This is a genomic window from Burkholderia sp. HAN2018, from assembly GCF_024704855.1.
Taxonomy (GTDB): Bacteria; Pseudomonadota; Gammaproteobacteria; order Burkholderiales; family Burkholderiaceae; genus Burkholderia; species Burkholderia cepacia.
In genome coordinates this window covers 1-20,818 of the sequence record NZ_QOBB01000049.1, presented here as the reverse complement: position 1 = coordinate 20,818, position 20,818 = coordinate 1, and the positions used below count along the sequence as shown (strand labels likewise).

General features: G+C 64.9%; 17 protein-coding genes, 1 tRNA gene and 1 pseudogene. 6 read left to right on the top strand and 13 right to left on the bottom strand.

Annotated features, from left to right (window positions below):
- Positions 1 to 30: 30 nt before the first annotated feature.
- Together DPV74_RS15325 and DPV74_RS15320 are read left to right on the top strand one after the other, a co-directional pair.
- Positions 31 to 204, top strand: a complete 174-nt coding sequence (locus DPV74_RS15325; protein WP_021163271.1) for a hypothetical protein — start codon at positions 31 to 33, stop codon at positions 202 to 204.
- Positions 205 to 297: 93 nt separating this feature from the next.
- Positions 298 to 927: a LysE family translocator gene (locus DPV74_RS15320; protein ID WP_119337496.1), complete on the top strand. Its 630-nt coding sequence runs from the start codon at positions 298 to 300 to the stop codon at positions 925 to 927.
- Positions 928 to 967: 40 nt separating this feature from the next.
- On the opposite strand, the gene DPV74_RS15315 is transcribed toward DPV74_RS15320, so the two are convergent.
- Positions 968 to 2,293: a leucine-rich repeat-containing protein kinase family protein gene (locus DPV74_RS15315; RefSeq protein ID WP_119337503.1), complete on the bottom strand. Its 1,326-nt coding sequence runs from the start codon at positions 2,291 to 2,293 to the stop codon at positions 968 to 970.
- Positions 2,294 to 2,444: 151 nt separating this feature from the next.
- Here DPV74_RS15315 and DPV74_RS15310 point away from each other — a divergent pair.
- Positions 2,445 to 2,529, top strand: a tRNA-Leu gene (locus DPV74_RS15310).
- Positions 2,530 to 2,990: 461 nt separating this feature from the next.
- Here the strand turns inward: DPV74_RS15310 and DPV74_RS15305 are convergent.
- From DPV74_RS15305 to DPV74_RS15295, 3 genes are all read right to left on the bottom strand, one after another.
- A complete protein-coding gene (locus DPV74_RS15305) occupies positions 2,991 to 3,242 on the bottom strand; it encodes a PAAR domain-containing protein (protein WP_060312694.1) in 252 nt (83 codons plus the stop codon).
- Between the two features lie 62 nt (positions 3,243 to 3,304).
- Positions 3,305 to 3,790 carry a hypothetical protein gene (locus tag DPV74_RS15300; protein ID WP_059698318.1) on the bottom strand — a complete coding sequence of 162 codons (486 nt, stop codon included), beginning with the start codon at positions 3,788 to 3,790 and terminating at the stop codon, positions 3,305 to 3,307.
- A 513-nt stretch (positions 3,791 to 4,303) separates the two neighbouring features.
- Positions 4,304 to 5,194 (bottom strand): LysR substrate-binding domain-containing protein, encoded by an 891-nt coding sequence (locus DPV74_RS15295; RefSeq protein WP_119337495.1) that lies wholly within the window; start codon positions 5,192 to 5,194, stop codon positions 4,304 to 4,306.
- Between the two features lie 138 nt (positions 5,195 to 5,332).
- Between DPV74_RS15295 and DPV74_RS15290 the strand changes: the two genes are divergently transcribed.
- Positions 5,333 to 6,574 carry an MFS transporter gene (locus DPV74_RS15290; protein ID WP_119337494.1) on the top strand — a complete coding sequence of 414 codons (1,242 nt, stop codon included), beginning with the start codon at positions 5,333 to 5,335 and terminating at the stop codon, positions 6,572 to 6,574.
- A gap of 390 nt (positions 6,575 to 6,964) precedes the next feature.
- On the opposite strand, the gene DPV74_RS15285 is transcribed toward DPV74_RS15290, so the two are convergent.
- The 4 genes from DPV74_RS15285 to DPV74_RS15270 form a co-directional block, all read right to left on the bottom strand.
- On the bottom strand, positions 6,965 to 8,836 hold the full coding sequence (locus DPV74_RS15285; protein WP_162923046.1) for a clostripain-related cysteine peptidase: 1,872 nt from the start codon (positions 8,834 to 8,836) through the stop codon (positions 6,965 to 6,967).
- A gap of 167 nt (positions 8,837 to 9,003) precedes the next feature.
- On the bottom strand, positions 9,004 to 10,824 hold the full coding sequence (locus DPV74_RS15280) for a glycosyltransferase family 39 protein (RefSeq protein WP_119337492.1): 1,821 nt from the start codon (positions 10,822 to 10,824) through the stop codon (positions 9,004 to 9,006).
- On the bottom strand, positions 10,824 to 11,585 hold the full coding sequence (locus DPV74_RS15275) for a polysaccharide deacetylase family protein (protein WP_119337491.1): 762 nt from the start codon (positions 11,583 to 11,585) through the stop codon (positions 10,824 to 10,826). The genes DPV74_RS15280 and DPV74_RS15275 overlap by 1 nt, the downstream gene beginning before the upstream one ends.
- Entirely contained in the window at positions 11,582 to 12,703 is a 1,122-nt protein-coding gene (locus tag DPV74_RS15270; RefSeq protein WP_060173655.1) for a glycosyltransferase family 4 protein, read from the bottom strand. Before DPV74_RS15270 ends, DPV74_RS15275 begins: the two co-directional genes overlap by 4 nt.
- Positions 12,704 to 13,194: 491 nt before the next feature.
- Between DPV74_RS15270 and DPV74_RS15265 the strand changes: the two genes are divergently transcribed.
- Positions 13,195 to 14,535 carry a helix-turn-helix domain-containing protein gene (locus DPV74_RS15265; RefSeq protein ID WP_240439981.1) on the top strand — a complete coding sequence of 447 codons (1,341 nt, stop codon included), beginning with the start codon at positions 13,195 to 13,197 and terminating at the stop codon, positions 14,533 to 14,535.
- A 117-nt stretch (positions 14,536 to 14,652) separates the two neighbouring features.
- On the opposite strand, the gene DPV74_RS15260 is transcribed toward DPV74_RS15265, so the two are convergent.
- Both DPV74_RS15260 and DPV74_RS15255 read right to left on the bottom strand, forming a co-directional pair.
- The gene (locus DPV74_RS15260; RefSeq protein WP_027789645.1) at positions 14,653 to 16,026 is read right to left on the bottom strand and encodes an HdeD family acid-resistance protein; all 1,374 of its coding nucleotides are present in this window, start codon (positions 16,024 to 16,026) and stop codon (positions 14,653 to 14,655) included.
- A gap of 69 nt (positions 16,027 to 16,095) precedes the next feature.
- Complete coding sequence (locus tag DPV74_RS15255; RefSeq protein ID WP_226160759.1) at positions 16,096 to 16,728, bottom strand: DUF4105 domain-containing protein; 633 nt, start codon at positions 16,726 to 16,728, stop codon at positions 16,096 to 16,098.
- A 382-nt stretch (positions 16,729 to 17,110) separates the two neighbouring features.
- Between DPV74_RS15255 and DPV74_RS15250 the strand changes: the two genes are divergently transcribed.
- The gene (locus tag DPV74_RS15250; protein WP_162923045.1) at positions 17,111 to 17,878 is read left to right on the top strand and encodes a hypothetical protein; all 768 of its coding nucleotides are present in this window, start codon (positions 17,111 to 17,113) and stop codon (positions 17,876 to 17,878) included.
- A 57-nt stretch (positions 17,879 to 17,935) separates the two neighbouring features.
- Here the strand turns inward: DPV74_RS15250 and DPV74_RS15245 are convergent.
- From DPV74_RS15245 to DPV74_RS15235, 3 genes and pseudogenes are all read right to left on the bottom strand, one after another.
- Positions 17,936 to 18,013 (bottom strand): annotated as a pseudogene (locus tag DPV74_RS15245) (biopolymer transporter ExbD); the annotation flags it as partial.
- A 1-nt stretch (position 18,014) separates the two neighbouring features.
- On the bottom strand, positions 18,015 to 19,259 hold the full coding sequence (locus tag DPV74_RS15240; RefSeq protein WP_060173727.1) for an MFS transporter: 1,245 nt from the start codon (positions 19,257 to 19,259) through the stop codon (positions 18,015 to 18,017).
- Positions 19,260 to 19,281: 22 nt separating this feature from the next.
- Positions 19,282 to 20,793, bottom strand: coding sequence for a PepSY domain-containing protein (locus DPV74_RS15235; RefSeq protein WP_119337489.1), 1,512 nt, complete (start codon positions 20,791 to 20,793; stop codon positions 19,282 to 19,284).
- Positions 20,794 to 20,818: the final 25 nt, after the last annotated feature.

The window sequence follows — 20,818 nt, the reverse complement described above, 5'->3', positions numbered from 1 at the left end:
GCCGCCCGCCCCCGATCGAAGGAGACGCACATGAAACACCGCCTGCCGCTGGCCGACCTGATCGTCCGCTACCGGACGCCGCTGAACGTCGCCGTGCTGATCGTCTGCGGGATATGGGCCGGATGGATCGCGTGGATGACGCGGCCCGCCGCGATCGATACGCCGCCGTCGATCCCCGCGTACTGCATGCGCGACGCACGCTGACGCGACGGCACGGTTCCGGGCAAGCCCGGGCCATATATTGGCGTGGCATCATCGCGTCATCCCGCCCGCCGGAACCGCCTCTCGGAGCGCCGCATGTCCTTTCAGACCTGGATGCTGTTTGCCGCAGCCTATCTCGCCACGACGCTGTCGCCGGGCCCCAACGTGCTGCTCGTCATCCGCAACACGGTGCGCTACGGCACGCACGGCACGGCCGCGACGATCGCTGGCAATCTCGTCGCGCAGGGCGTGGTCGTGGTGCTCGTCGCACTCGGCGTCGGCGCAGTGCTCGCCGCGATGCCGCCGCTGTTCGTCGCGATGAAGGTGGCCGGCGCCGCGTACCTGATGGTCCTGGGCGTCAGGCAACTGCGCGGCGATCGCAAGGCCGGCGCGTCGACCGGCGCGGCGGAGCTCGCCGCGCCCGACCGCGGGAAGCTGTTCCGCGAAGCGCTGTTCGTGTCGGGCAGCAACCCGAAGACGATGATCTTCCTGTCGGCGTTCATGCCGCAGTTCATCGTGCACGACCGCCCGCTCGCGCTGCAGTTCGTCATGATGTACGCGACGATCGCGTGCACCGTCGTGATCGTTCACAGCATCTATTCGGCCGGCGTGCGCCGGTTCCATCGCGGCTTCGGCATGAGCCGCGCGGTGCGTGCGCTCAAGCGCGCCAGCGGGCTGCTGTTCGTCGGGCTCGGGATCAAGCTGCTGACTGCGCGGCAGGCGTAAGCGCTCGTATTGCCGAGACCGAACTTGCCGCGCCGTCCCGTCAGCGTGTTTGCGCAGCCAGCGCGGCGGTGATCTCCACGAACGACGGCCGCGCGTCAACATCCTCGTTCAAACAGGCCGCCGCCAGTGCGTCGAGCGTGGGCCGGCCGGCCCACGCCTGCTGCCCGCATCGATCGAGCAACTCGCCGAGCAGGTAACCGAACGCGCGCACCTCGAGCCGTTCGAACCGCGCACCACGCATGCGGTCGCTCACGTCGTAGAGCGACGCCGCGCCGAAATCGCCGAGCAACGCGCCACCGGCGCCGTCGTGCAGGATGTTGTGTGCATACAGGTCGCCGTGCATGATGCCGCGTTCGTGCAGATGGCCCGCGACCGACGCGATGCCGTGCGCGATCCGCAGCGCCGCGGCAGGCTCGAATCCCGTGCTGTCGGCATACACGTCGCGCGTGCAGGTCGCGAAGCTCGGCGGCCCCGCGAGATTCGTCAGCGCGGGATCGACGAGTTCCATCACGAGGCCGTGCGTGCCGTCCGGGTGCCCGCGCACCTTGCCGATCACCGGGATCATGTTCGGGTGGCGGCCGGCATGCAGGCATGCGGCCATTTCGCAATCGGGCAGGCCGTCGCTCGTCACCGCGCCCTTGAACAGCTTGACGGCGACCGCGCGCGGCGCACGGTTATCCGCCGTCCATTGCGCGCGGTAAATCACGCCCGATGCGCCTTCACCGAGCTTCTGCCCGCATGCGAGCGATGCCCAATCGACGTCCGCGACATCCGGCTCCGCCGACGCCGCGGCTTCCGGTGCCGCACCGAACGGATTGCCGGCGGCAGCAAGCCACGCGAGCCGCGGCATCCGCAGCAGCCAGTCCGGCAGTTCGTCCAGGCGATTCGCCGACAGGCGCACCAGTTCGAGCGCGCGGCAGGCGGCCAGCCCGGCCGGCAGCGTGCGCAGCCGGTTGCCGGCGAGCATCAGCTTCTGCAAGCGCGAACAATCGCCGATATCGGCGGGCAACTCGTCGATTGCGTTGTCGGTGAGGATCAGCCAGCGCAATGCGCGCGGCAGCGATCCACGCGGCACGGTTTGAATCCGGTTCGCCTTGAAGCCGATCATGTCGAGCTGTTCGCACGCGCCGAGCACGTTGGGGAACGCGGTGAAGCGGTTGCCGGACGCGAACAGGATGCGCAGGCGATGCAGGCGCGGCAGGTCGTCCGGCAGCGCGGTGAGCGCATTGCCGGTCAGGTCGAGCACTTCGAGCGTGTCGGCGAGATCGAAAATCTCGCGCGGAAAGGCCGTCAACCCGCATGCGAGCTTGAGTTGCCGTGTGCCGGCCAGTTGCCCGGCCTGCAGTTGTTCGAGGGTGTGTGTCACGCGGAGAAAACGGGTTGCGGTTGCGGCGGCCATCGGGTCGATCGTCCGAATTCTACCGGGATCGCTTTCGCGCATCCGCCCATCGTGTCACACCCTCTTCACAAACGCGAAATGTGACGCTACAATTGCGCCCCTTGCAGTGCAATGCAGTGCCGACGTGGTGAAATTGGTAGACACGCTATCTTGAGGGGGTAGTGGCGAAAGCTGTGCGAGTTCGAGTCTCGCCGTCGGCACCAGAAGCGGTTTTACCGCGCTTCGAGTTCAGCAGTCCCCGCCTTGCGTCAAGGTTCCGACGATCCAGCCGCCTCGCAACGAGGTTTTCGTCGTGGTTCCTTCCTCATCGCCCGCCTGGCGCGGCATGTGCCAATTGCCGGCCGACAAGACCTGTCGGAGCATGGGCCCACATCGATAACCGCACGTTCCCCTTTCCAGCTTGAAGTCCATTCGATCGGACACTGTCGGGCTCTGCGCGCCACTCTTCCCTGACGGCCCAGCCACACTCCGGACAGCACTCTCCGCGATCAGGGGGAAGCAAATGACCGATGTCCGGTCGACTTCAATGCGGCATTCCCTTGTGCCCGGATCACGGGCACAAGCCACGTTGGTCGATACGACCACGACGTTCAATGCGCACACGGCCATTTTTGGCCGTTCGATCATGCGCGTGACTTTTGACTGCGCCGCAGGGACAGCAAACTTACCGGATGCTCGAAATCAGCGCGCACCCGCACGTAGCGTGGTGCCCCTGTCGGGCGACCCATATGCCGCGATCGGTTATTTTGGCATCGCCTTCCAGAATCACGTTCGGATTCACGTCAGGATGCCGGGGACACTTCACGAGGTCGCCCTTGCGCGCCACACGCCGTCCGCCGTAGCGCATGGTCTCCGAAGCGGTAATGACCTCGCCCCCGTGGTCAGTGGTGTCGCCGAGTCGAATCAGATCAATCATGGAGTTTCCCTCATTCGGCAACCTGTCGACTGCCGCAACAGGATCAACGAGATATTCACGCGTCAGGACAAGTTGAAGACCTGACTGCAAGGCAGCTTTGCTCCGCTATCGATCGTCAGATTGAAGTACGGTTTGCGATCGAGATGCTTTTCGTCCGCATCGGGATCGGGGATATTTCGAAATCGCTCGAAAACGAGCGTCTTGCCGTTCCGCAACCGTATCGACATGAACTTCATCGATTGATCGAATGCCGGCGTTCCCCATGACGAATCAATCGGCTTCCCCTCGCCAGCGGAGAGGTAGACCGACAGGGTATTGCCCCACTCCTGGCGGGGCACCACCTTCATCTGATCGGCATCCGCCTGAGGCACGCCCACATTGACGGAAAGTTTCTTCCCTCCCTTTGCCGTGCAAACGAACTCCTGATTGCCGCCGAACCGCTGCTGAAACGCGACGAACGGATCGGCGTTGCCTTGATCGGCCAGAACTGTCGCCCCCCAGCAAGAAAGCACTGCGCCAGAAATCAAAAACCAGGCATTCCATTTCATTTGATCCAGACTCCCGTTACCTTTCTACCCTTTCCGATCAATGTGGGTTTCTCGCCCTTGCGCATCACCCTGCTATTCGGACTGATGTAATCACTCGCGAAAAGCGGTCCGGGCAGTACGACCTCGGCGTGACCATGAGTCGATCCATCGGTCGTATCGTAGACGATCACGGCTCCCTCGGGGGCATCATAGGGGCTGGCGATGTGCAAGCAGGCAACCCTCTTCTGCGTGGTGCAGCGAATGAATAGTGAATTCCTCACCGACAAGCTCCACAACCGGTCACGACGATCATCGATTGAAAATTCCAGAACCCATCCTTCATTTTCATCTCGCGATCAACACCGACAGATTGCAGACGGCAGCGCACGACAATTAACAAAAGTACTTCTTCGTCGATATTGAAGTCATTCAAATGCGAAGGCCAACATCCCGTCGAATACAACATCATCGCTCTTCAAGCATGTTCGAAAAACGCGACGGCACATGGCTTCGCGGTTTTTGTTTCCACGGCCCTCACGCCGCCCCATCCTCTCCCGCCAGCATCAGAAAATTCTGGACCACCGCCGACGATTCATCGCATCGTGACGCAATGGCGAGCCGCGCCCGCAACGCATCCCCCGCCAACGGCCGATAGACGACTCCGGCAACCTGCACCTGCGTAATCGCCTTCGGCACGACCGACACGCCAAGCCCGGCCGCAACCAGCGTCACCGCGGACGCCATTTGCGGCGCAGGCTGCGCCATGCGCGGCTCGAACCCGGCGGCATTGCATGCGGCGACGATATGGTCGAACAGCGCGCCGCCGGCCTCCCTCGGCACCTGCACGAACGACTCGTCAGCCAGCTCCACCAGATCGATCCGCCGCCGCTGCGCCAGCCGGTGCGCAACGGGCAGCGCGACGAACATCGGTTCGTCGTCCCAGTCGAGCATCCGCAACGTCGCGGCGGCCCGGCGTGCCGGCCGCACGATCGCGACGTCGAGGTGCCCGGCCTCCAGCGCCTCCAGCAGCATCCGCGACGCGGCCTCCTGCAACGTCAGCTCGGCATCCGGAAACGCTTCCCGAAAGCGCCGGATCAGGTCCGACACTTTCGAATTGAACGCCGCCGTCCCGGTGAAACCCACGCGCAGATGCCCGGTTTCCCCGCGCGCGGCCCGCCTTGCCGCGCGCACCGCACGCTCGGCGGCGTCGAGCACGCGGCGCGCTTCCTGCGCGAAGACCTCGCCCGCCAGCGTCAGCTCGGCGCCGCGCGCGGTCCGCCTGAACAGTTCCACATCGAGCTCGCTTTCGAGCGCCTTGATCTGCTGGCTCAACGGCGGCTGCCCGATGCCGAGCGCCTCGGCAGCCTTGGTGAAATTCGACGCGGCCGCCACGGCCAGAAAATAACGGAGATGCCGGAGTTCCATTCGTACGTGCTCTCACGGTGTGCCGGGTGGGCTCACCAGCCAGTGGTTAAACATATCGCTGCGGTTACTTTCATATATTGGACATATACATGACCGTGCGCAAGAATTCAGGCGTTCCTTCGCACATCGAGCGCAGTCATGTCCTCCCCTTCGCTTTCCCGTGCCCTGCCCGGCACGCAACAGGCCACGCCCGATGCGCTGCCCGCCGGCGTTTCCCCGCGCTCGGCCGCCTACAAGCGCATCGCTCTGGCGCTCTTCCTTGCCGGTTTTTCCACGTTCTCGCTGCTGTACTGCGTCCAGCCGCTGCTTCCCGCGTTCGCACGCGAGTTCGGCCTCGGCGCGGCCTCGAGTTCGCTCTCGCTGTCGCTGTCGACCGGGATGCTGGCGATCTCCATTCTGTGCGCCGGCGCGCTGTCCGAACGCGTCGGGCGGCGCGGGCTGATGTTCGCGTCGATGACGCTCGCCGCGCTGTTCAACGTGCTCGCCGCGCTGTCGCCCGACTGGAACCTGCTGCTGGTCTGGCGCGCGCTGGAAGGTTTCGCGCTGGGCGGCGTCCCGGCTGTCGCGATGGCGTATCTCGCCGAGGAAATCGCGTCGGAAGGGCTCGGTTTCTCGATGGGGCTCTATGTCGGCGGAACCGCGTTCGGCGGCATGGTCGGACGGATCGGCATGAGCATGCTGGAAGAGCACTTCTCGTGGCGCACGGCGATGCTGACGATCGGTGTCGTCGACCTGGTCGCGGCGGCCGCGTTCGTGATGCTGCTGCCGCCGTCGCGGCGCTTCGTGAAGCGCACCGACCTGACGCTGCGCCATCACGTCCGGCTGTGGGGCGAGCAACTGCGTCACGCGCGGCTCCCGTTCGTGTTCGCGATCGGCTTCCTGGTGATGGGCGCGTTCGTGACGATCTACAACTATGCGGGCTTCCGGCTCACCGCGGCCCCGTTCAACCTGAGTGCGACCGCGTGCGGGCTGATCTTCGGCGCCTACCTGTTCGGGATGGTGTCGTCATCGAGTGCCGGCGCGCTCGCCGACCGTCTCGGACGCGCACCTGTGCTCGTCAGCGGCGTGCTCGTGTTCGCGGCGGGCCTCGCGCTGACGCTGTCGCATTCGCTCGCCGCGATCGTCGTCGGCATCGTGCTCGTGACGATCGGCTTCTTCATTGCCCACTCGGTCGCGAGCGGCTGGGTGGGCTACCTCGCGGGGGCCGCGAAGGGGCACGCCGCGTCGCTGTACCTGCTTGCGTACTATCTCGGGTCGAGCGTGCTCGGGTCGATCGGCGGCACGTTCTGGCAACACGGCGCGTGGACGGGCGTCGCCGCTTACGTCGCGGTGCTGCTCGTGCTCGGGCTGCTGGCTGCGCGCCGGCTGGCACGGGCGTAGTGGGTACGTAATGGGCACATCACGGGTGCGGCGCGGGTCGCGCGCGATCCGGTCCCCCGTGGCCTGCTTCAAGTACGCCACGCATCGGGATAGTCGTGCATCGATCAGGATGCCGGCCCATTCTGCCGCTTCACCGCGTTGTTGCTCACACGCGAGCAATGCCCAAACGACGTCCGCAACACCCCGATCGGCCGGCGCTACCGCTTCCGGCATCGCGCCGAACGGCTTGCCGGCGACTGCGGCAAGCCCGGCAGGTCGTCTGGCTGCACGGTGCACGCACTGCCGGTCGGGTCGAGTACTTCGAGCGAATCGGAAAGATCGAACATGAGCCGGAGCGCGCCCCGGACGTTCCAGGACCCTGCTCCTCTCCGAGGGGAACAGGGTTCTTCGTCACATCTCGGGAGACAGACGCAAGCGGTTCGCCAGGTCTGCTACGGCGAACCGGAATCGATACGAGTCGGGCTTCCCGGTCCTTCCGATTTTCCAGCTTCCGTCCTGCGCCACGGCCGCCTTGCATACGACAGTCTCCGGGTCGGGAATGGTCCATGCCGACAGGTCAGCCCTCCAAAGCTGCGGCGTCAATGTCCACGTTGAGCCGATCGGCGTCACATGACCGACTGCCGTGCCAAGTAACGGCACGAACCCCTTCAGAGTCATGTCACCACCCGGCTCTCCCGACGCCAGCAAGAAGCCGGAGACTTCTGTGGTGGACGTCTCCTCGCGGTAGGATACCGGGATCACGAACGATGTTTCGGTATCGCCAGTTACGCCCGGAATCACCGACACGATGCAACCATTGAGCGCGTACCATGGCTCCGACAATTTGGTCGAGAGCTTGCGGAAATCGCCGCCCAAATTCGCATCCCCGGCCGTGGCAGGTGACGCCGGTCCGATAGGACGAACTGCCACGATTTGCCCGACGCTGTCTTCAAGCGCAGCCATCGGCACTTCTTCCTGCCAGAGCTTCGGGGAATACGCGAAAGCCTGAACATCATCGCCGGTCGCGACTGGCGGCGAGATCTGGACGAGTACATCGAGCGCCGCCCGCAATGCCGCGCCGTATTCGCCGACAAAACGCCGGTAGGACGTACTGAAATCCAGGCTGTCGTATGTCTTCATGACGGCGGTGTCGTACGCAGCGCCTGCCGGCATGAAAATCGTCAATCCTTTCGCCAGCGACCGGTTGCTTCCCGCCCGCTTGACGACGACGGCCTGATTCAGCGCTTTTTCGACCTCACTGCTCGCGACAGTCGGCCTCGGCAGCGCCGCAAGCTCGAGCGCCCTTGAAAACTGCACCAGATCGACCATATCGGTGACTCTCGTCCAGTCGGTATCGAACGAACGCGCGTTGACGCGTGCACGTGCGATGTCCTCCACGCTGTTTCCGTTGGCATAGAGATCGCGGCCCAGTGCGTCAGCCACGCCGATGACACTGTCCAGCGCCCCCAGGTCGACGAGCGAAACCGTGAAATCCGGATTGTCTCCCGCACGCAAGCCGGCATAGCTGTTGACGATCAGCGTTCCCAGGTCTCGAGCATTCATACCAGGCTGTGCGACGAGACCGCCCAATACGCTGGCGTAATCCCACCCGCCGAATTCAAGATCCTCGGATGCGACCAGATAGTCCGCATACGGGCGAAACGCGGCGGCAACCTCGACACTGGCCATCAGGCATGCGTCGAACCCGACCAGATCGAAGCGCTTTCCCGTGGCCGCGGTCGCGCGCTGAAACGCCTGGGTCATGTCCCGCAACGACAAACGCGGGAGGTCCCCCGCATCGCGCTCGGCCTTCGTCGTCGTCCGATAACCAAAGCCGCCATTCGGGCCGCCCCCGTGATCGCCCAGAATGACCGCGACCCGCTTCGCCGGATACTGCCGGATACCCCATTCGAGAAAATCGCTCAGCGTGGCCGATGCCGCCATGTCCTGCCCTCCGAGGTCGGCCAGCCTGGTTCGCCGCCCCTGCGAGAGCTGCCAACGTTGAGTCCGAGTCCAGTCGACGTCCTTCTGCACCTGGTCTCCGCCGCCGGTCGTAACCAGGATATTCACGTTCGTACCGGCCGTGGCCTTGGTCATCGTGTCAAGATCGGATTGAAGGTCCGATGTCAAATCCGAACCGACAAGATAAACGAGCACCGTACGCTCGGCCGTCGCCGTTATCGAATCGTCTCCCGATCCGCAAGCGCTCATCAATCCGGCCAGCGCGAAACCCGCGAGCAGCCGTCCGATCCGCCTCCACGTCATGCACCAGCGCTTTCCCATTGTTTTCTCCTGAAATGTACTCATCCGTTGTCCTTCGCATCACGCCTCGCCCCCTCACACCTGACCGACGAGCGAAGCAACGATTCCGATCAGTTCCGCGACGAGCAACATCAACGCGCCGATCACCAGTATCGCGAGCCAACAACCGCGGCGTCCGCTGCGCGTCGTCATCTGCGCTCCGGCAAATTCGACCCGGCACTCGGCCACTCACCGTTCACCGCGCGATAAACGACGAGTGCCTCGCGCGTATCGCCGGGGCGCGCGCCATGCCAGAACGGCGCCCATGACGCCCCTGGATCCGGCACCGCACCGCGCATGCCTTGTACGACGAGCCAGCGGCACGCACGCGCACGCGGCGCGTCCATCGGTACGTAGCGGAGTCCGGCGAAGTAATCGAGCATCGGCGCCTCGGATTCGCCGAGCCCCGGGCTCGCGATGCAATCGCCTGCGCGCCACTCGCGTGCAAGCTGGATCTTCAGGTCGTCGAACACCGACCGATAACTTTTCGCTACGTCGAGCCAGGGCAGCAACAGCGTGTAGACAAGGCCCCAGGCGAGCACCACGCCGCTGGCCCACGACAACGCACCACGCCACGGGCCCGCTCCGCGCAGCAACAGCAACGCGGCGAGCCAGCCGACGCTCAGCGCGAACGCCGCGCAGATCGCCGCGGGTTGCAGAGGAATCGTCCAGTCAAGCGGCAGCCAGCCCCCCAACCACCCGAAGATGTCGCGCGGCAGCGTGTCGTGCGTCATCGCAAGCCAGACGCACCACACCAGCACCGCACATGCACCGAACAGGCCGCGACTCGCGTAATCCCACGCGACATGCACGCGAGCCGGCATACGCTCGACGCTGCGCGCGGCGATGAGCGACAGCGGCCCGATAAACGGCAGGACGTAGAGTTGCCGCGACGTCGCGGCAAAGTGGAGCACGATCAGCCCGATCGCGGCGAATGCGACCGGCAGCGCGATCGACGGATTGCGCCAGCCGCGCAACACACCACCGGCGATCGCCACGACCGCGAGCGGACCAACCGGAAACCCGACCGTCAGCAATGCACGCCAGATGAACAGCAGCTTGTCGTTCTCGGCGCCGAGCATCGGCACCGAGAAGCCGAAGAAGCGGCCGACGTTGTTGTCCCAGAACCAGACGGCGAACAGCGTTTCCGAACGCAGATAGAGCGCCGTCGGCCAGATCAACGCGAACGGTGCGCAGACGAGCGCAGCCATCGCGAGCGCACGTGCGCAGGCACGCGTGCGACACGCCGGATAAAGCACGAGCGCGACACCGAGGGTCGCGCCGAACACGAGCGGCACGAACAGGCCCTTCGACATGAACGCGATCCCGATGCCGACGCCCAGCCGCGCGGCCGCCCAGTAATCGGCATGGCCGCCTTGCAAGAGCCCCGCGACAAGTTCGAGCAGACCGCAGAAACCGATCGCCGCGCCGGCCATCAGCGCAACGTCCGTCATCATGTCGTGCGAGTGTTTGAGCACCACGAGCGTCCCGGCGCACAGCGCGACGGGACCGAGCACGCGCAGCTCGAACCAGCGTGTCGAGCCGGTTGCCACGCGCGCCGCACGCGCGGTGAAGCCGAACGCCAGCGCCGCGAAAAATGCGCTCGCAAGCCGCGCCGCGTCATGCAACGGCAAGATCGCGCCGAGCAGGCGCGCGAACGCGACCGCGACCCAGTCGTACAGCGGCGGCTTCTCGAGAAACGGCGTACCGGTGTTGGCCGGCACAATCCAGTCGCCGGAATCGAGCATGTGCCGAATGATCCCGAACGTGTAGGCCTCGTCCTGTTTCCACGGGTCGTGGCCAATGATGCCCGGCGCCAGATACGCGCTTCCCAGCGCGACGAACAGCAGCACGCGCACTATCGGCCGCGCGACCCAATCCGCGTCGAATCCGGACGGTGTGCCGCGCCCTGCATGCAGCAGGCCCGCACGGCAAAGCCGTCCGGCGTTTGCGGCGGATCTGTCGCGCATCACCGGAAGAACCTCCCGAGAAAGCGCGCGACGCCACGCCCGCCCGGCACGGCAATACGCGGCAGCAGAAACGGATCGGTACGCGCATCAGCACGTCCGCGCACGGTCGTCGTCGCGTTCTGGAAGCCGGCTTCGATGACAAGTCGCCGCACGTTCGCGTCGAGCGCACCATACGGATAACAAAACGACACGATCGGGCATCCGGCCGCATCCTCGAGTTGCGCCTTCGAATGCGCGATCTGCCGCCACGCAGCCGGTGAAGGCACGTCGGACAGCACAACATGATCGACGGTATGCGCGCCGACCTCGTGCCCGTGCGCGTGCCAATCGCGCAGCGCGCCGAGATCCATCAACGCGCCCTCGGCCGTCGCGAGCCTGCGATCCCAATCATTGCTGCCGCCCAGCCTGCCCGACACGAAGTAGCAGGTCGCGGTAAAGCCGAGCGCATCGAGCACGGGCAGCGCATGCTCGGCCACGTTGCGAAAACCGTCGTCGAACGTGATGGCAAACAGCTTCTCGCGCCGCGCCTGCGGCAGCCGCCGCTGCAAGTCGGTGACCGACATGCCGCGATAGCCCAGCGCCTTCAGCACACGCATCTGGCGCTGAAACGCGCGCGGATCGACGCTCAGGCCGCGCAATACGTCCGAATGCGGCGGCAACGGGCGAATCTGGTGATACATCAGAATCGGGACGCACGCGGCGCGTTCTGCCGACGGCCGCTCCTGCGGCGTGACCGGCGGTTGCGTCGGAACACCGGTCATGCAGACACCGCTGTCCCGCGGATCGACGCGCGGTAAACCGAACTCGTTTCGTCGATGAACCGCGCGAAACTGAACTCGCGTTCGCTCCTTGCGCGCGCGGCGCGCCCCATCTCGGGAACACGTTCGGGATGTTCGGCAATCTCGCGCAGGACGGCGGCGATCGCTTCGGGCGATCGCGGCGGAACGATCCAGCCGTCGATCCGGTCGTCGACGTTCTCCGGCAAGCCGCCGACATCGGTCACGATCACGGCACGGCCCATCGACATCGCTTCGCGGCACGCAAACGACAGGCTTTCGTGATATGACAGCACGAACGATGCGTCGCAGGTCGCGAGGATGTCATGCGTCCGATCCGTCGGACCGACGAACGCGACGTTCGCGGCCACGCCGCAATGCGCGACGAATTCGCGCTGCTCCTTCGACGGCCAGTCGCCTGCAAGCAGCACGCGAAACTTCGCGCGCAATGCATCCGGCAATTGCGCAAGCGCGCTGACCAAATCGCTCCACCCCTTGTGCGGCCCGGTGCCGGCGACGCTGCCGAGCACGATGGCATCCGCACCGGCTTCGCCGAAATACCCGATTCGCCGACGCCGGATCTCGGCCTGCCCGCCCGTATGCGGCGGCAACTGCACGCCATGCTTGATTACCGTGATGTCGCCGTACGGTGACTGCCGCTCGAGCATCAGCCGGACGTAGTCACTGACGGCGATCGTCGTGTCCGTCGCGAACCGCGCCCGCAAAAAATTACCGATGCTGCCGGCCGCATAGGTGTTGTGTTTCGTAAAAACGACCGATGGTCGCGTGCGACAGCCCACGAGTGCGAGCATGACCTGCCGGTGATCGGCCGAGCCGTTGACGTGGATGATGTCGAACGCGGATTGCTGGATCAGGCGCCGCAGCCGCACCAACTCGGGGAGAAATGTGCGCCAACACGGCTTGAACTGCATGTCGACGATGCGCACGCCCGGTAGCGTATCGACCATGCGCGACAGGCGACTGCCGGCCGGCGATGCGACCGCGACGCGATACCGACGGCCCAGACCGGCCGCAAGGTGATAGATATAGGTGTCATGCCCACCACCATTTCCGCCATGAAAGTTGGTATAGAGAATTTTCATCGCTTGTATTCTTCAGACGGTGTCACGCACGTGCGCCCGCATTTATCGACAGGCATGCCCCTCTGTCACGCGGATGCAAGAACCGGTTTCACCCAGTTGCGCCGCGTAACGCCGCACGATTCGCAATCGAATAATTCAGGATTTCCCGAGGGAAACGTGTCCGATATAAACCGCATCGGTCACACGATTGTATTGACTCTGTAAGATTATTTATTCCGGAATATCGACGGAATTTCTCTAAAAAATAAGCATCCGGGTGTAAGGTGTTCAGGCCTTCATTTTTTTCATTTCTGCCCGGTCACCTTGTTTCACCACACTCAGGTTCCGTATGCATAGTCGGCGTAACCGGTCGTATACCCCGTATACAGCGCGGCAGCTTATCGAGCGACCGGCTTTTCCCTACGATGTCGGCCGGAAACCGCATTGCTCCCGACATTGATTGACCCCCATTAATATTCAATCAAGAAAAAACATTCGAACTGGCCATCATGATGAGTGAATCGCCAATCCAAACGCATCGCTTTCACAGTAATGACCCGGATGAGGTTTCCGATTTTCTCGTGGCGACCTATACGGAGAACCGCTTTCGTGCATGTCACGCCAGCAATCGGGACGTCACTGTCAGTGGCCAGCAATGGAACGGGCTCGCGGTTTACGATGGCAATTTCGAAATACCGTTTCATTTTCAGTCGGGCGGCCCCCGCCCCAACTATCTCTTCTCGTCGTGCATCAACGGCGGATCGACTTACTCGAGCGGGAATTCGGTCGCGCAATGCGCCATCGGCGATGTGATGCCTGTTTCGTCCGCGAGCGACGCAACGTGCCTGTCACGACCCGAGGGGCTGCACCACATTGCCGTGATCCTCGATGTCACCGAGGTCAACGAGTTTGTCGGACACTGGCTCGGCCACCCGCTCGACGAACTCATCCAGTTCGACCTGTCGCCGCTGGCCAAAGATCTCGCCACGCAATGGAACGCGTCCGCGGATTGCCTGCGTCGAATGATGCTGATGTCGCCATCCCCTGATATCGCGATACGCTCGCTGTACGAGCACATGCTCAAGCTCGTCGTGACCGGCCACAAGAACAACTACAGCGACGTCGTCCTGAGCGATCGCCATGCGCCCGAACACCTCGCGCGTACCGCGGTTGCGACGATCGAAGCCGACCCGACACGCTGGGCAACGCTCAGCGCGGTTGCCTATGCGCTGGGATGTGCAACGAACACGCTGGAAAACGGCATCCGGCGCCTGACCGGCAAACATTCGAGGGACATCATCCTCGACGCACGTCTTCGCGCCGTTCACCGCGCGCTGGCCGTCGATATCGGCACCGGTTTTGTCGGCGTGCTGCGTGCATACGGCTTTGCGCCGTCGTTGCGCTTCGTTCGCCTGTACCACCGGCGATTCGGAGAGCCGCCGAGCGCAACCTACCGTCGAAATCCGAGCGCTCAGGACGTCAGTCGAAACATCCGCGAGCGTCCGGACATCCTCTATGAAACGTCCATCAATCGCTGGATCGATGCCTCGCTCGGCAAATCGATCAACCTTGCCGACATCGCCCGATACACCGGCCTGAGCGAGCACGCGACAATCGCGGCGTTCAAGGAGCGATTCTCACGTACACCGATGCAGTACGTGATCGAACGCCGCCTGGAACGCGCACGCTGGCTGCTGTGCCATACGTCGACGAGCATCCTGTCGATCGCGCTCGATTGCGGGTTCGGCAGCCAGAGCTATCTGACGACGCAGATCAAGCGGTACTACGGCGTCACGCCGCGTCAACTTCGACTATCGGGTCACGTACCGGCAGGCGACGACGACAGCCGATAAATCGCATCGCACCGCCGTCACGGCACCACGCCATTCGAACATCGCGAGTCGCGCGCATTTCGGCGGAATCCTTATGTTTTTTCACAGGCGTAGCCGGAGCGCAATCCGTATGCCGCATCATTGCGCGGTGCCCGCGTCCTGCGCACGCCATGCACGTCGCTGTTGCGACAGCCGGCTTGCGGCAACCCCTGCTGCCTTCCACCACGCGAACGGACGCGGATCGGCCAGCATGCTCAGTGCACGCGCATAGTCGAGCGCGAGGCCCGGCGTCCACGCCATCGTCACCGCACGCTTGCGAATCTGCGCGGCAACCCACAGTTCGGGCGTGACGAGCACTCGCAGAAAACTGCCCCACCCCGTACTGCCGCCGTGCAGTCGGCCCACCGCACCGTCGATCGCCGCCTCGAGCGCATAGGCAACGGTGCTCGAGCAGTTACGGTGAGTGAGGTTGTACGTCGTATCGATCCGGTAACGCTCCCAGAACGCGCGCAACTTCGCCGGATCGTAATTGCGGATCCGCACGCGTATCGTGGAAGGACACCACGCGCGCGACTCCGTTGCATAGTCCGGTTGAAACGTGCCGGGCACGTCGTTTTCGCGCGTTGCGCGCAGGATACGGCCGAACTCCGATGGCGAACGGTCGATTTCGGCGGCGGGATACAGGCTGATGTAGATTCCCTCGGGCGACTCGAGCGCCGCATGCCCGGTCGAAATGTTGCCGTTGACGTCGACCGCGGCGATGTAGCGGTCGACCACCGGATGATGCTGTGCCGGCGCCTTCGACGAACCCGTCGGCGTCCACACATGCACGGTCAGCGCACGCTCGTGATCGGCCGGCGGGCCGTCCCATTCGGTTCGATCGAACGGGCTCGTGCGTGCCTCCGATGCGACGTCGGGAAACAATGCAGACCAGCGTGACACGCTGAATGCCGGATTGCGTTCGAGACGCCGCACGCGGGCCGCCAGCGCCAGCATGTTCGTGCCGCCGAAGATCAGGAACAGGCCAAGGCAGTACGGCAACGTGCCCACGTAGTGGGTCGGGTACGGTTGAAAGAAAAACACCGCGATCAGGATCTCGACTGCCCCCCAACCGAGTGCGATCCTCCAGCGACGATACCGGACGATCCACGCGGATACGCACTGCAGTGCCCCGTCGACCAGGAACAACGCGCCGAAAATCATCGACAGGATCAGGTTCCCGTGATGGTGTCCGGCGAAGATCAGCATCGACGCGGCCACGACCGCGACTCCCTTCACGTAGCGCAATGCGCGTTGCCCGCCGACGCCGGTCCATGCGACGGCCAGCGTCGCCCCCCCTTCGAGCAGGCACAACCACGCAAAGAGCGTGACCGGAAAGTGCATTGCGCCGTCGAGCGCATCGACGAACACGACGAGCCCCGCGATGACCCATACGATGCCGATCCAGACAATTCCTTTCGCGCGCTTGCGCAGATAGTCCACGCCCAGCAACAGCATGACCAGTCTCACCATGTTCCGCTCCCTCGTCGTCGCCGGCCACGGTGCGCGCGAGTCGTCGCAGGCCGGTGGCCAGGCATGGGTTCATTTGTTCCGTGCGAGCGGTAGCGATGCGCGGATCGCCGCCGAGAAATCGCCATCGATCATCGCGCCGGGAGCGCGCTGAATCAGGCTTGCCGACTTCAGCGCATCGAACGGTATGGAATCGTCGAGCAGGCCGAGCTCATGTCCGTATCGGTCCGCATAACCACTCAGCAACACCTTCCAGCTGTATCCGACGTCAGGGGCAACCGATCTGACGTGGTGCAAAATATTCGTCGTGCAATTGTTGAGCAACGTGTTGTAGAACTCCGGATGGCGTTCGAGCGTATGTACGCGCCGCAGGTAATCCTCAAACAATGCACGTGCGGTCTCGGACGCGACGCGCGCACGGAACAAGTACACGCGTTCCCGGCGCACATCGGTGCGAACGCCGATCAAATCGCGCTCGTCGGCAACGACGTATACGAGGTCGTACAGCGGCAAGAAACCCTTGTACGGCGAGTAGCGCTGCCCGTGCCGCCGGCGCGTCTCGATCGAGATCGCGATATAACGGCCGCCGCTCAGGCCGAAACTCAGGAACGCGTGGGCAATCGCTTCGTTGGTCCAGCGCGACACGACAAGATCGACCGTCGTCACCGATTCGAGCGCGAACGTTGCGTCGTAGTACGCCGGCATGCAGTCGTCGCGTGTGCGATATCTGAAGTTCCGCACATCGCGCACGGTGACCTGCGCCCCACCCCATTCGATCCGGGCGGCACGCGCGTACTCCGGCGCCCACACGGCCGGCGCGCGCGCAACGCGCAGCAGCGACGACAGCGGACTCATTCCCGTTCCGTCACGGCAACCGGCCGCGGTAACCCGCCGCCGCTCCCGGAAAACGCCACGTGTGTGCGCAGGCCCACTGAAAACGGCACGAATGGGCGGAAAGTCGTCGTCGAACCAGTCATGTCAATACGATCGATATACGGTCGCCCCCATCCTTCCCGATAGCCGACACCGCGCCTCGCCTTGAACGACTCATCCGCACATCACGATGTGGCGTTCGATTCAGCCCTCAATGATCGATACCCAGGCGGCCCATTTTATGCCGCCACCCGACGAAGGAGTTTCGTTAAATATTCTCGATTTTTTGAAAAATTCCGATCGATCGCGGCTGAACAATCAGGCCGTGCGCCACGAGCATGACGAAGTTTCGCCGGGGAGACTCCCGGCGTCTCCTGCAGTACGACAAGCCGTTCCCCCGTCACTCCGACGACAATTCCACTGCCCCGACAGAATCGGATCATTCATGCACAAGGCCATTCGTGGATGTCAAACGGCGCGACGCTCGGCGGAACATTGCATCGAGACCGACGAGGCCTCCGGATTTCGAGCCTCCCGCGATATCGTTGATGAGTTGGCTCACGACATCGCGTGGCTCTTCCTCAACGGCAGGTTCGACCTTGCCGTCAGCTTCGCATTTCTGAAGCGACTGGTTCGACTGGCAAACTTTGATCTATCGCTTTTTGCGTGGGACATATTTGATGCCTTTGCATGCGGCGCATATCGCACCGATGCGTATCCGTCCGACCTTGATCCTGCCGTTCATCACACGCTACCGCGACTGCGAGCAATCCTGAGTATGCGTCGCGGCACCTTTTCCGCGATTTATATCGATTCCAGTTCAAAACGCAATGCGGTGCAAAGGGTGGAGAAAGCCAGGCGAATACCCGGACCAGGCGATCATCCCCAGCGAACGAATCACGTTCTCACGGATGCCGATGGAATCGGCGGCCCACACGTTGGCCTCTCGACGCGCCCCGTGCAGCCTGCCGGCTCTCGGTGACGGAGCATTCCCGGCCTGCACCGGAAACACATTCCGACACCCGCCGCCTACACTCCGCTACTGCACATACTGCTCGTTACCCGTCAGCCCGATCTTCGTCGCGCCTACGCGTTGCGCCGACGCCAGTACCGCGGCGTCACGCCAGCACATCATCCCCCTTCACCGCATACGCCGACTCGCGCCGCTTCAGCCGCATCGCGATCAGCGCCGCGAGCACCGCCAGCGCGGCGCCCGTGAGAAACCCGCCCGTATAACCGACCTTCGCCGTGAGCGACAGAATCGTCGACGACGCGATCAGCTCGCCGAGGTCGCGCGTGCTCTGCACGGCCGTCACGTCGGTGCCGGCCTGGTCGCTGCCGCCCGCGAAGCGCATGCCGGCCGTCATGATCGACACCGACGTGATCCCGGTCGCCAGCGAACCGAGTACCGTGCACAGCCATGCCCACGACGGCGACACCGGCAGCCACCCGCCCGCCTGCGCGAACCACAGCAGCGCGGCCGCGCCCGCACAGCTCACGCCGGCCGTGAACGCACGCCACAACCCGAGCCGCCTCACGAGCCACGCACCGCCGCCGCAACCGAGCACGACCGTCACGATGCCGCCGGCCATGCCGAGCTTGCCGATCGCGTCGAGCGTCCAGCCCGCGTCGTTGAGGAACAGCTTCGACAGGCCGAAGCCCGATACGGCCGTCATCGCCGACAGCAGCGCAAGCGACAGCAGCGACCACGAGCGCGGCCGCTTCGCGAAACGTACGAGGCTCGCATCATGCTCGGGCTTCGCGCGCGCACGATCCGCATCGCGCGGCAACACCCACAGCACGCAAACCAGGCTCGCGAGCGGCACGGCCGCCAGCGCGAGAAACGCGGCCCGCTGGCCGAACAGGCCGATCAGCGTCAACGTGCCGGCGCCGCCGCCGAAGAAGCCGATCATCACGCCCGCGATCTGGATCGCGTTGATCTTCGCGAGCGTGTCGCCGCTGAAGTGTTCGGCGGCCATCCCGTCGTTCGCGATGTCCTGGGTCGCGCTCGCAAGCGACGCGACGGCCAGCAGGCCGACCGCCCATCCGGCCGTCGCGACGGTCATCCCGATCTGCGCGAGGCTGCCGAGGCAGAGCACCACGAGCGTCTGCATCGGCAGCATCCAGCTGCGCCGCCGGCCGATGCGCGGCGACCAGCGGTTGTCGACGACGGGCGCCCACAGGAACTTCACGACCCACGGCAAACCGACGAGCGGCAGGAACGCCAGTGCATGAAGCGGTGCGCCGTCGTGGCGCAGCAGGGTCGGCATCGCATCCATCGCGATGCCGATCGGGATTCCCTGTGACAGGTAAAGCAGCGTGATCGTGATGACCAGGCGGCGATGTTCGAGCAGATCGCGCATCGAAGTCTCCAGTTGCATGAAATTAAAAAGGTTCGGCACCGGCCGGCACGCGCGCGGGCCGCATCGCATCGCGGCGCGGACGGCGCGCGGCACGCAGCAGCAATGCGCCGAACGCGACGAGGGCCGCGTCGATCGGCCAGTACACGGGTTCGCCCGCGCCGAGCAGCGCGATCGCGCAATGCGTCGCCCCTGCCAGCCCGTAAGCGGCGCCGGCCGCACGCATCAGCGTGCGCAGCCAGGCCGCGCGATCGGCAACGCAGGCCGCAAGCGCAAGTGCACCGCCCCACACGGCCCAGAACAGCATCGCGAGCACATGGTCGACGTGCACGCCGGCGGGCAGCGCACGCCCCGCGAGCAGCAGGACGCCGCCCGCCAGCACCAGCCCGCCGCAGGCGCCGACGGCGACCGCGGCCAGCACGTTCGCCGAGCGGTCGTGCTGCGCCCGCCGCCGCTCGATCCACAGATGCAGCCCCGTCGCGCAGAGCGCGCACGCCGCGAGTCCCATCAGGAAATGCAGCACGCGCAGCACGCCGCCCATCGCACCGACCCAGCCGTATTGCGCGAAATGCAGCGGCTGCACCGCGATGAACGCGCGCAACCAGAAGCCTCGGCCGCGCGACGTGGCGTCCGCGAGCCATTGCCCGTCCACCGCGCGATACAGGTGACGCTCGAACAGCGCCGTGCTCGGCAGGCCGGCGGTCGTCCCGGCAATCTCGACACGCGCGTTCACGTCGCCCCACCGATGCAACACGACGGCTTCGCGCCGGAAATCCGGCGTACGCGCCGCATCGCGCCGCAGCAGCGCCTCGAGATCGGGCGCGCGTTGCCACGCGCCGCCGGCGGCAGTCGGCGGCGGCCCGCCGAGCAGCTCGGCGAACGCGCGCTGCGGTTGCCCCGGATACGCGACGCCCGCAAGCGACACCGTGCCGAGCGCGCCCAGCCCCGACAACGCGCCGGTGAACGCGAACAGCACGAGCCACGGCGAGCCCCACAGGCCGATCCACGCGTGCAGGTCGAACAGCGCGGCGCGCAGCCCGCTGCCGCGCCGGATGCGCGCGGCAGCGGGCCAGCGCCGGTGATGCACGACCAGGCCCGCGACGATGAGCACGAGCAGCACGATCCCCCACAGGCTGACGAAGATCCGCCCGGGAAAGCCCGCGAACAGCGTCTTGTGCAACGTGACGAGCAACGCCGCGCGTCCGCCGTCGGCCAGCCGCTCGCCCGTCGCCGGGTCGAGCGCCAGCGTGCAGGCCTGGCGCGCGTCGCAGAAACGGATCGCCGGATCGTCCGGTTGCGGCAGCACGATGCGCGCATCGCGCAACGGCACGCCGAGCGCCGCCGCGCGCGCAACGAGTGCATCGAGCGGCAGCGCCGGCCGCGCGACGGCGACCGGCGGCGGCCGCCACCAGCCCTGCATCGAATCGGTCGCGAGACTCCACGTGCCGCTGAACAGCACGACGAACAGCACCACGCCGAACAGCACACCGGCGCCGCGATGCAGCGCGCGCCAGCGCGAACGCGATGAAGCGTCCATGTCAGCGCCCTCCCCAGAACATCGC

What these genes read in the sequence shown, in the direction of transcription:
- DPV74_RS15325 (WP_021163271.1), top strand. Translation starts at nt 31, where the DNA reads ATGAAACACCGCCTGCCGCTGGCCGACCTGATCGTCCGCTACCGGACG.
- DPV74_RS15320 (WP_119337496.1), top strand. Translation starts at nt 298, where the DNA reads ATGTCCTTTCAGACCTGGATGCTGTTTGCCGCAGCCTATCTCGCCACG.
- DPV74_RS15305 (WP_060312694.1), bottom strand. Translation starts at nt 3,242, where the DNA reads ATGATTGATCTGATTCGACTCGGCGACACCACTGACCACGGGGGCGAG.
- DPV74_RS15300 (WP_059698318.1), bottom strand. Translation starts at nt 3,790, where the DNA reads ATGAAATGGAATGCCTGGTTTTTGATTTCTGGCGCAGTGCTTTCTTGC.
- DPV74_RS15295 (WP_119337495.1), bottom strand. Translation starts at nt 5,194, where the DNA reads ATGGAACTCCGGCATCTCCGTTATTTTCTGGCCGTGGCGGCCGCGTCG.
- DPV74_RS15290 (WP_119337494.1), top strand. Translation starts at nt 5,333, where the DNA reads ATGTCCTCCCCTTCGCTTTCCCGTGCCCTGCCCGGCACGCAACAGGCC.
- DPV74_RS15285 (WP_162923046.1), bottom strand. Translation starts at nt 8,836, where the DNA reads ATGGGAAAGCGCTGGTGCATGACGTGGAGGCGGATCGGACGGCTGCTC.
- DPV74_RS15280 (WP_119337492.1), bottom strand. Translation starts at nt 10,824, where the DNA reads ATGCGCGACAGATCCGCCGCAAACGCCGGACGGCTTTGCCGTGCGGGC.
- DPV74_RS15275 (WP_119337491.1), bottom strand. Translation starts at nt 11,585, where the DNA reads ATGACCGGTGTTCCGACGCAACCGCCGGTCACGCCGCAGGAGCGGCCG.
- DPV74_RS15270 (WP_060173655.1), bottom strand. Translation starts at nt 12,703, where the DNA reads ATGAAAATTCTCTATACCAACTTTCATGGCGGAAATGGTGGTGGGCAT.
- DPV74_RS15265 (WP_240439981.1), top strand. Translation starts at nt 13,195, where the DNA reads ATGAGTGAATCGCCAATCCAAACGCATCGCTTTCACAGTAATGACCCG.
- DPV74_RS15260 (WP_027789645.1), bottom strand. Translation starts at nt 16,026, where the DNA reads ATGGTGAGACTGGTCATGCTGTTGCTGGGCGTGGACTATCTGCGCAAG.
- DPV74_RS15255 (WP_226160759.1), bottom strand. Translation starts at nt 16,728, where the DNA reads ATGCCGGCGTACTACGACGCAACGTTCGCGCTCGAATCGGTGACGACG.
- DPV74_RS15250 (WP_162923045.1), top strand. Translation starts at nt 17,111, where the DNA reads ATGATCGATACCCAGGCGGCCCATTTTATGCCGCCACCCGACGAAGGA.
- DPV74_RS15240 (WP_060173727.1), bottom strand. Translation starts at nt 19,259, where the DNA reads ATGCGCGATCTGCTCGAACATCGCCGCCTGGTCATCACGATCACGCTG.
- DPV74_RS15235 (WP_119337489.1), bottom strand. Translation starts at nt 20,793, where the DNA reads ATGGACGCTTCATCGCGTTCGCGCTGGCGCGCGCTGCATCGCGGCGCC.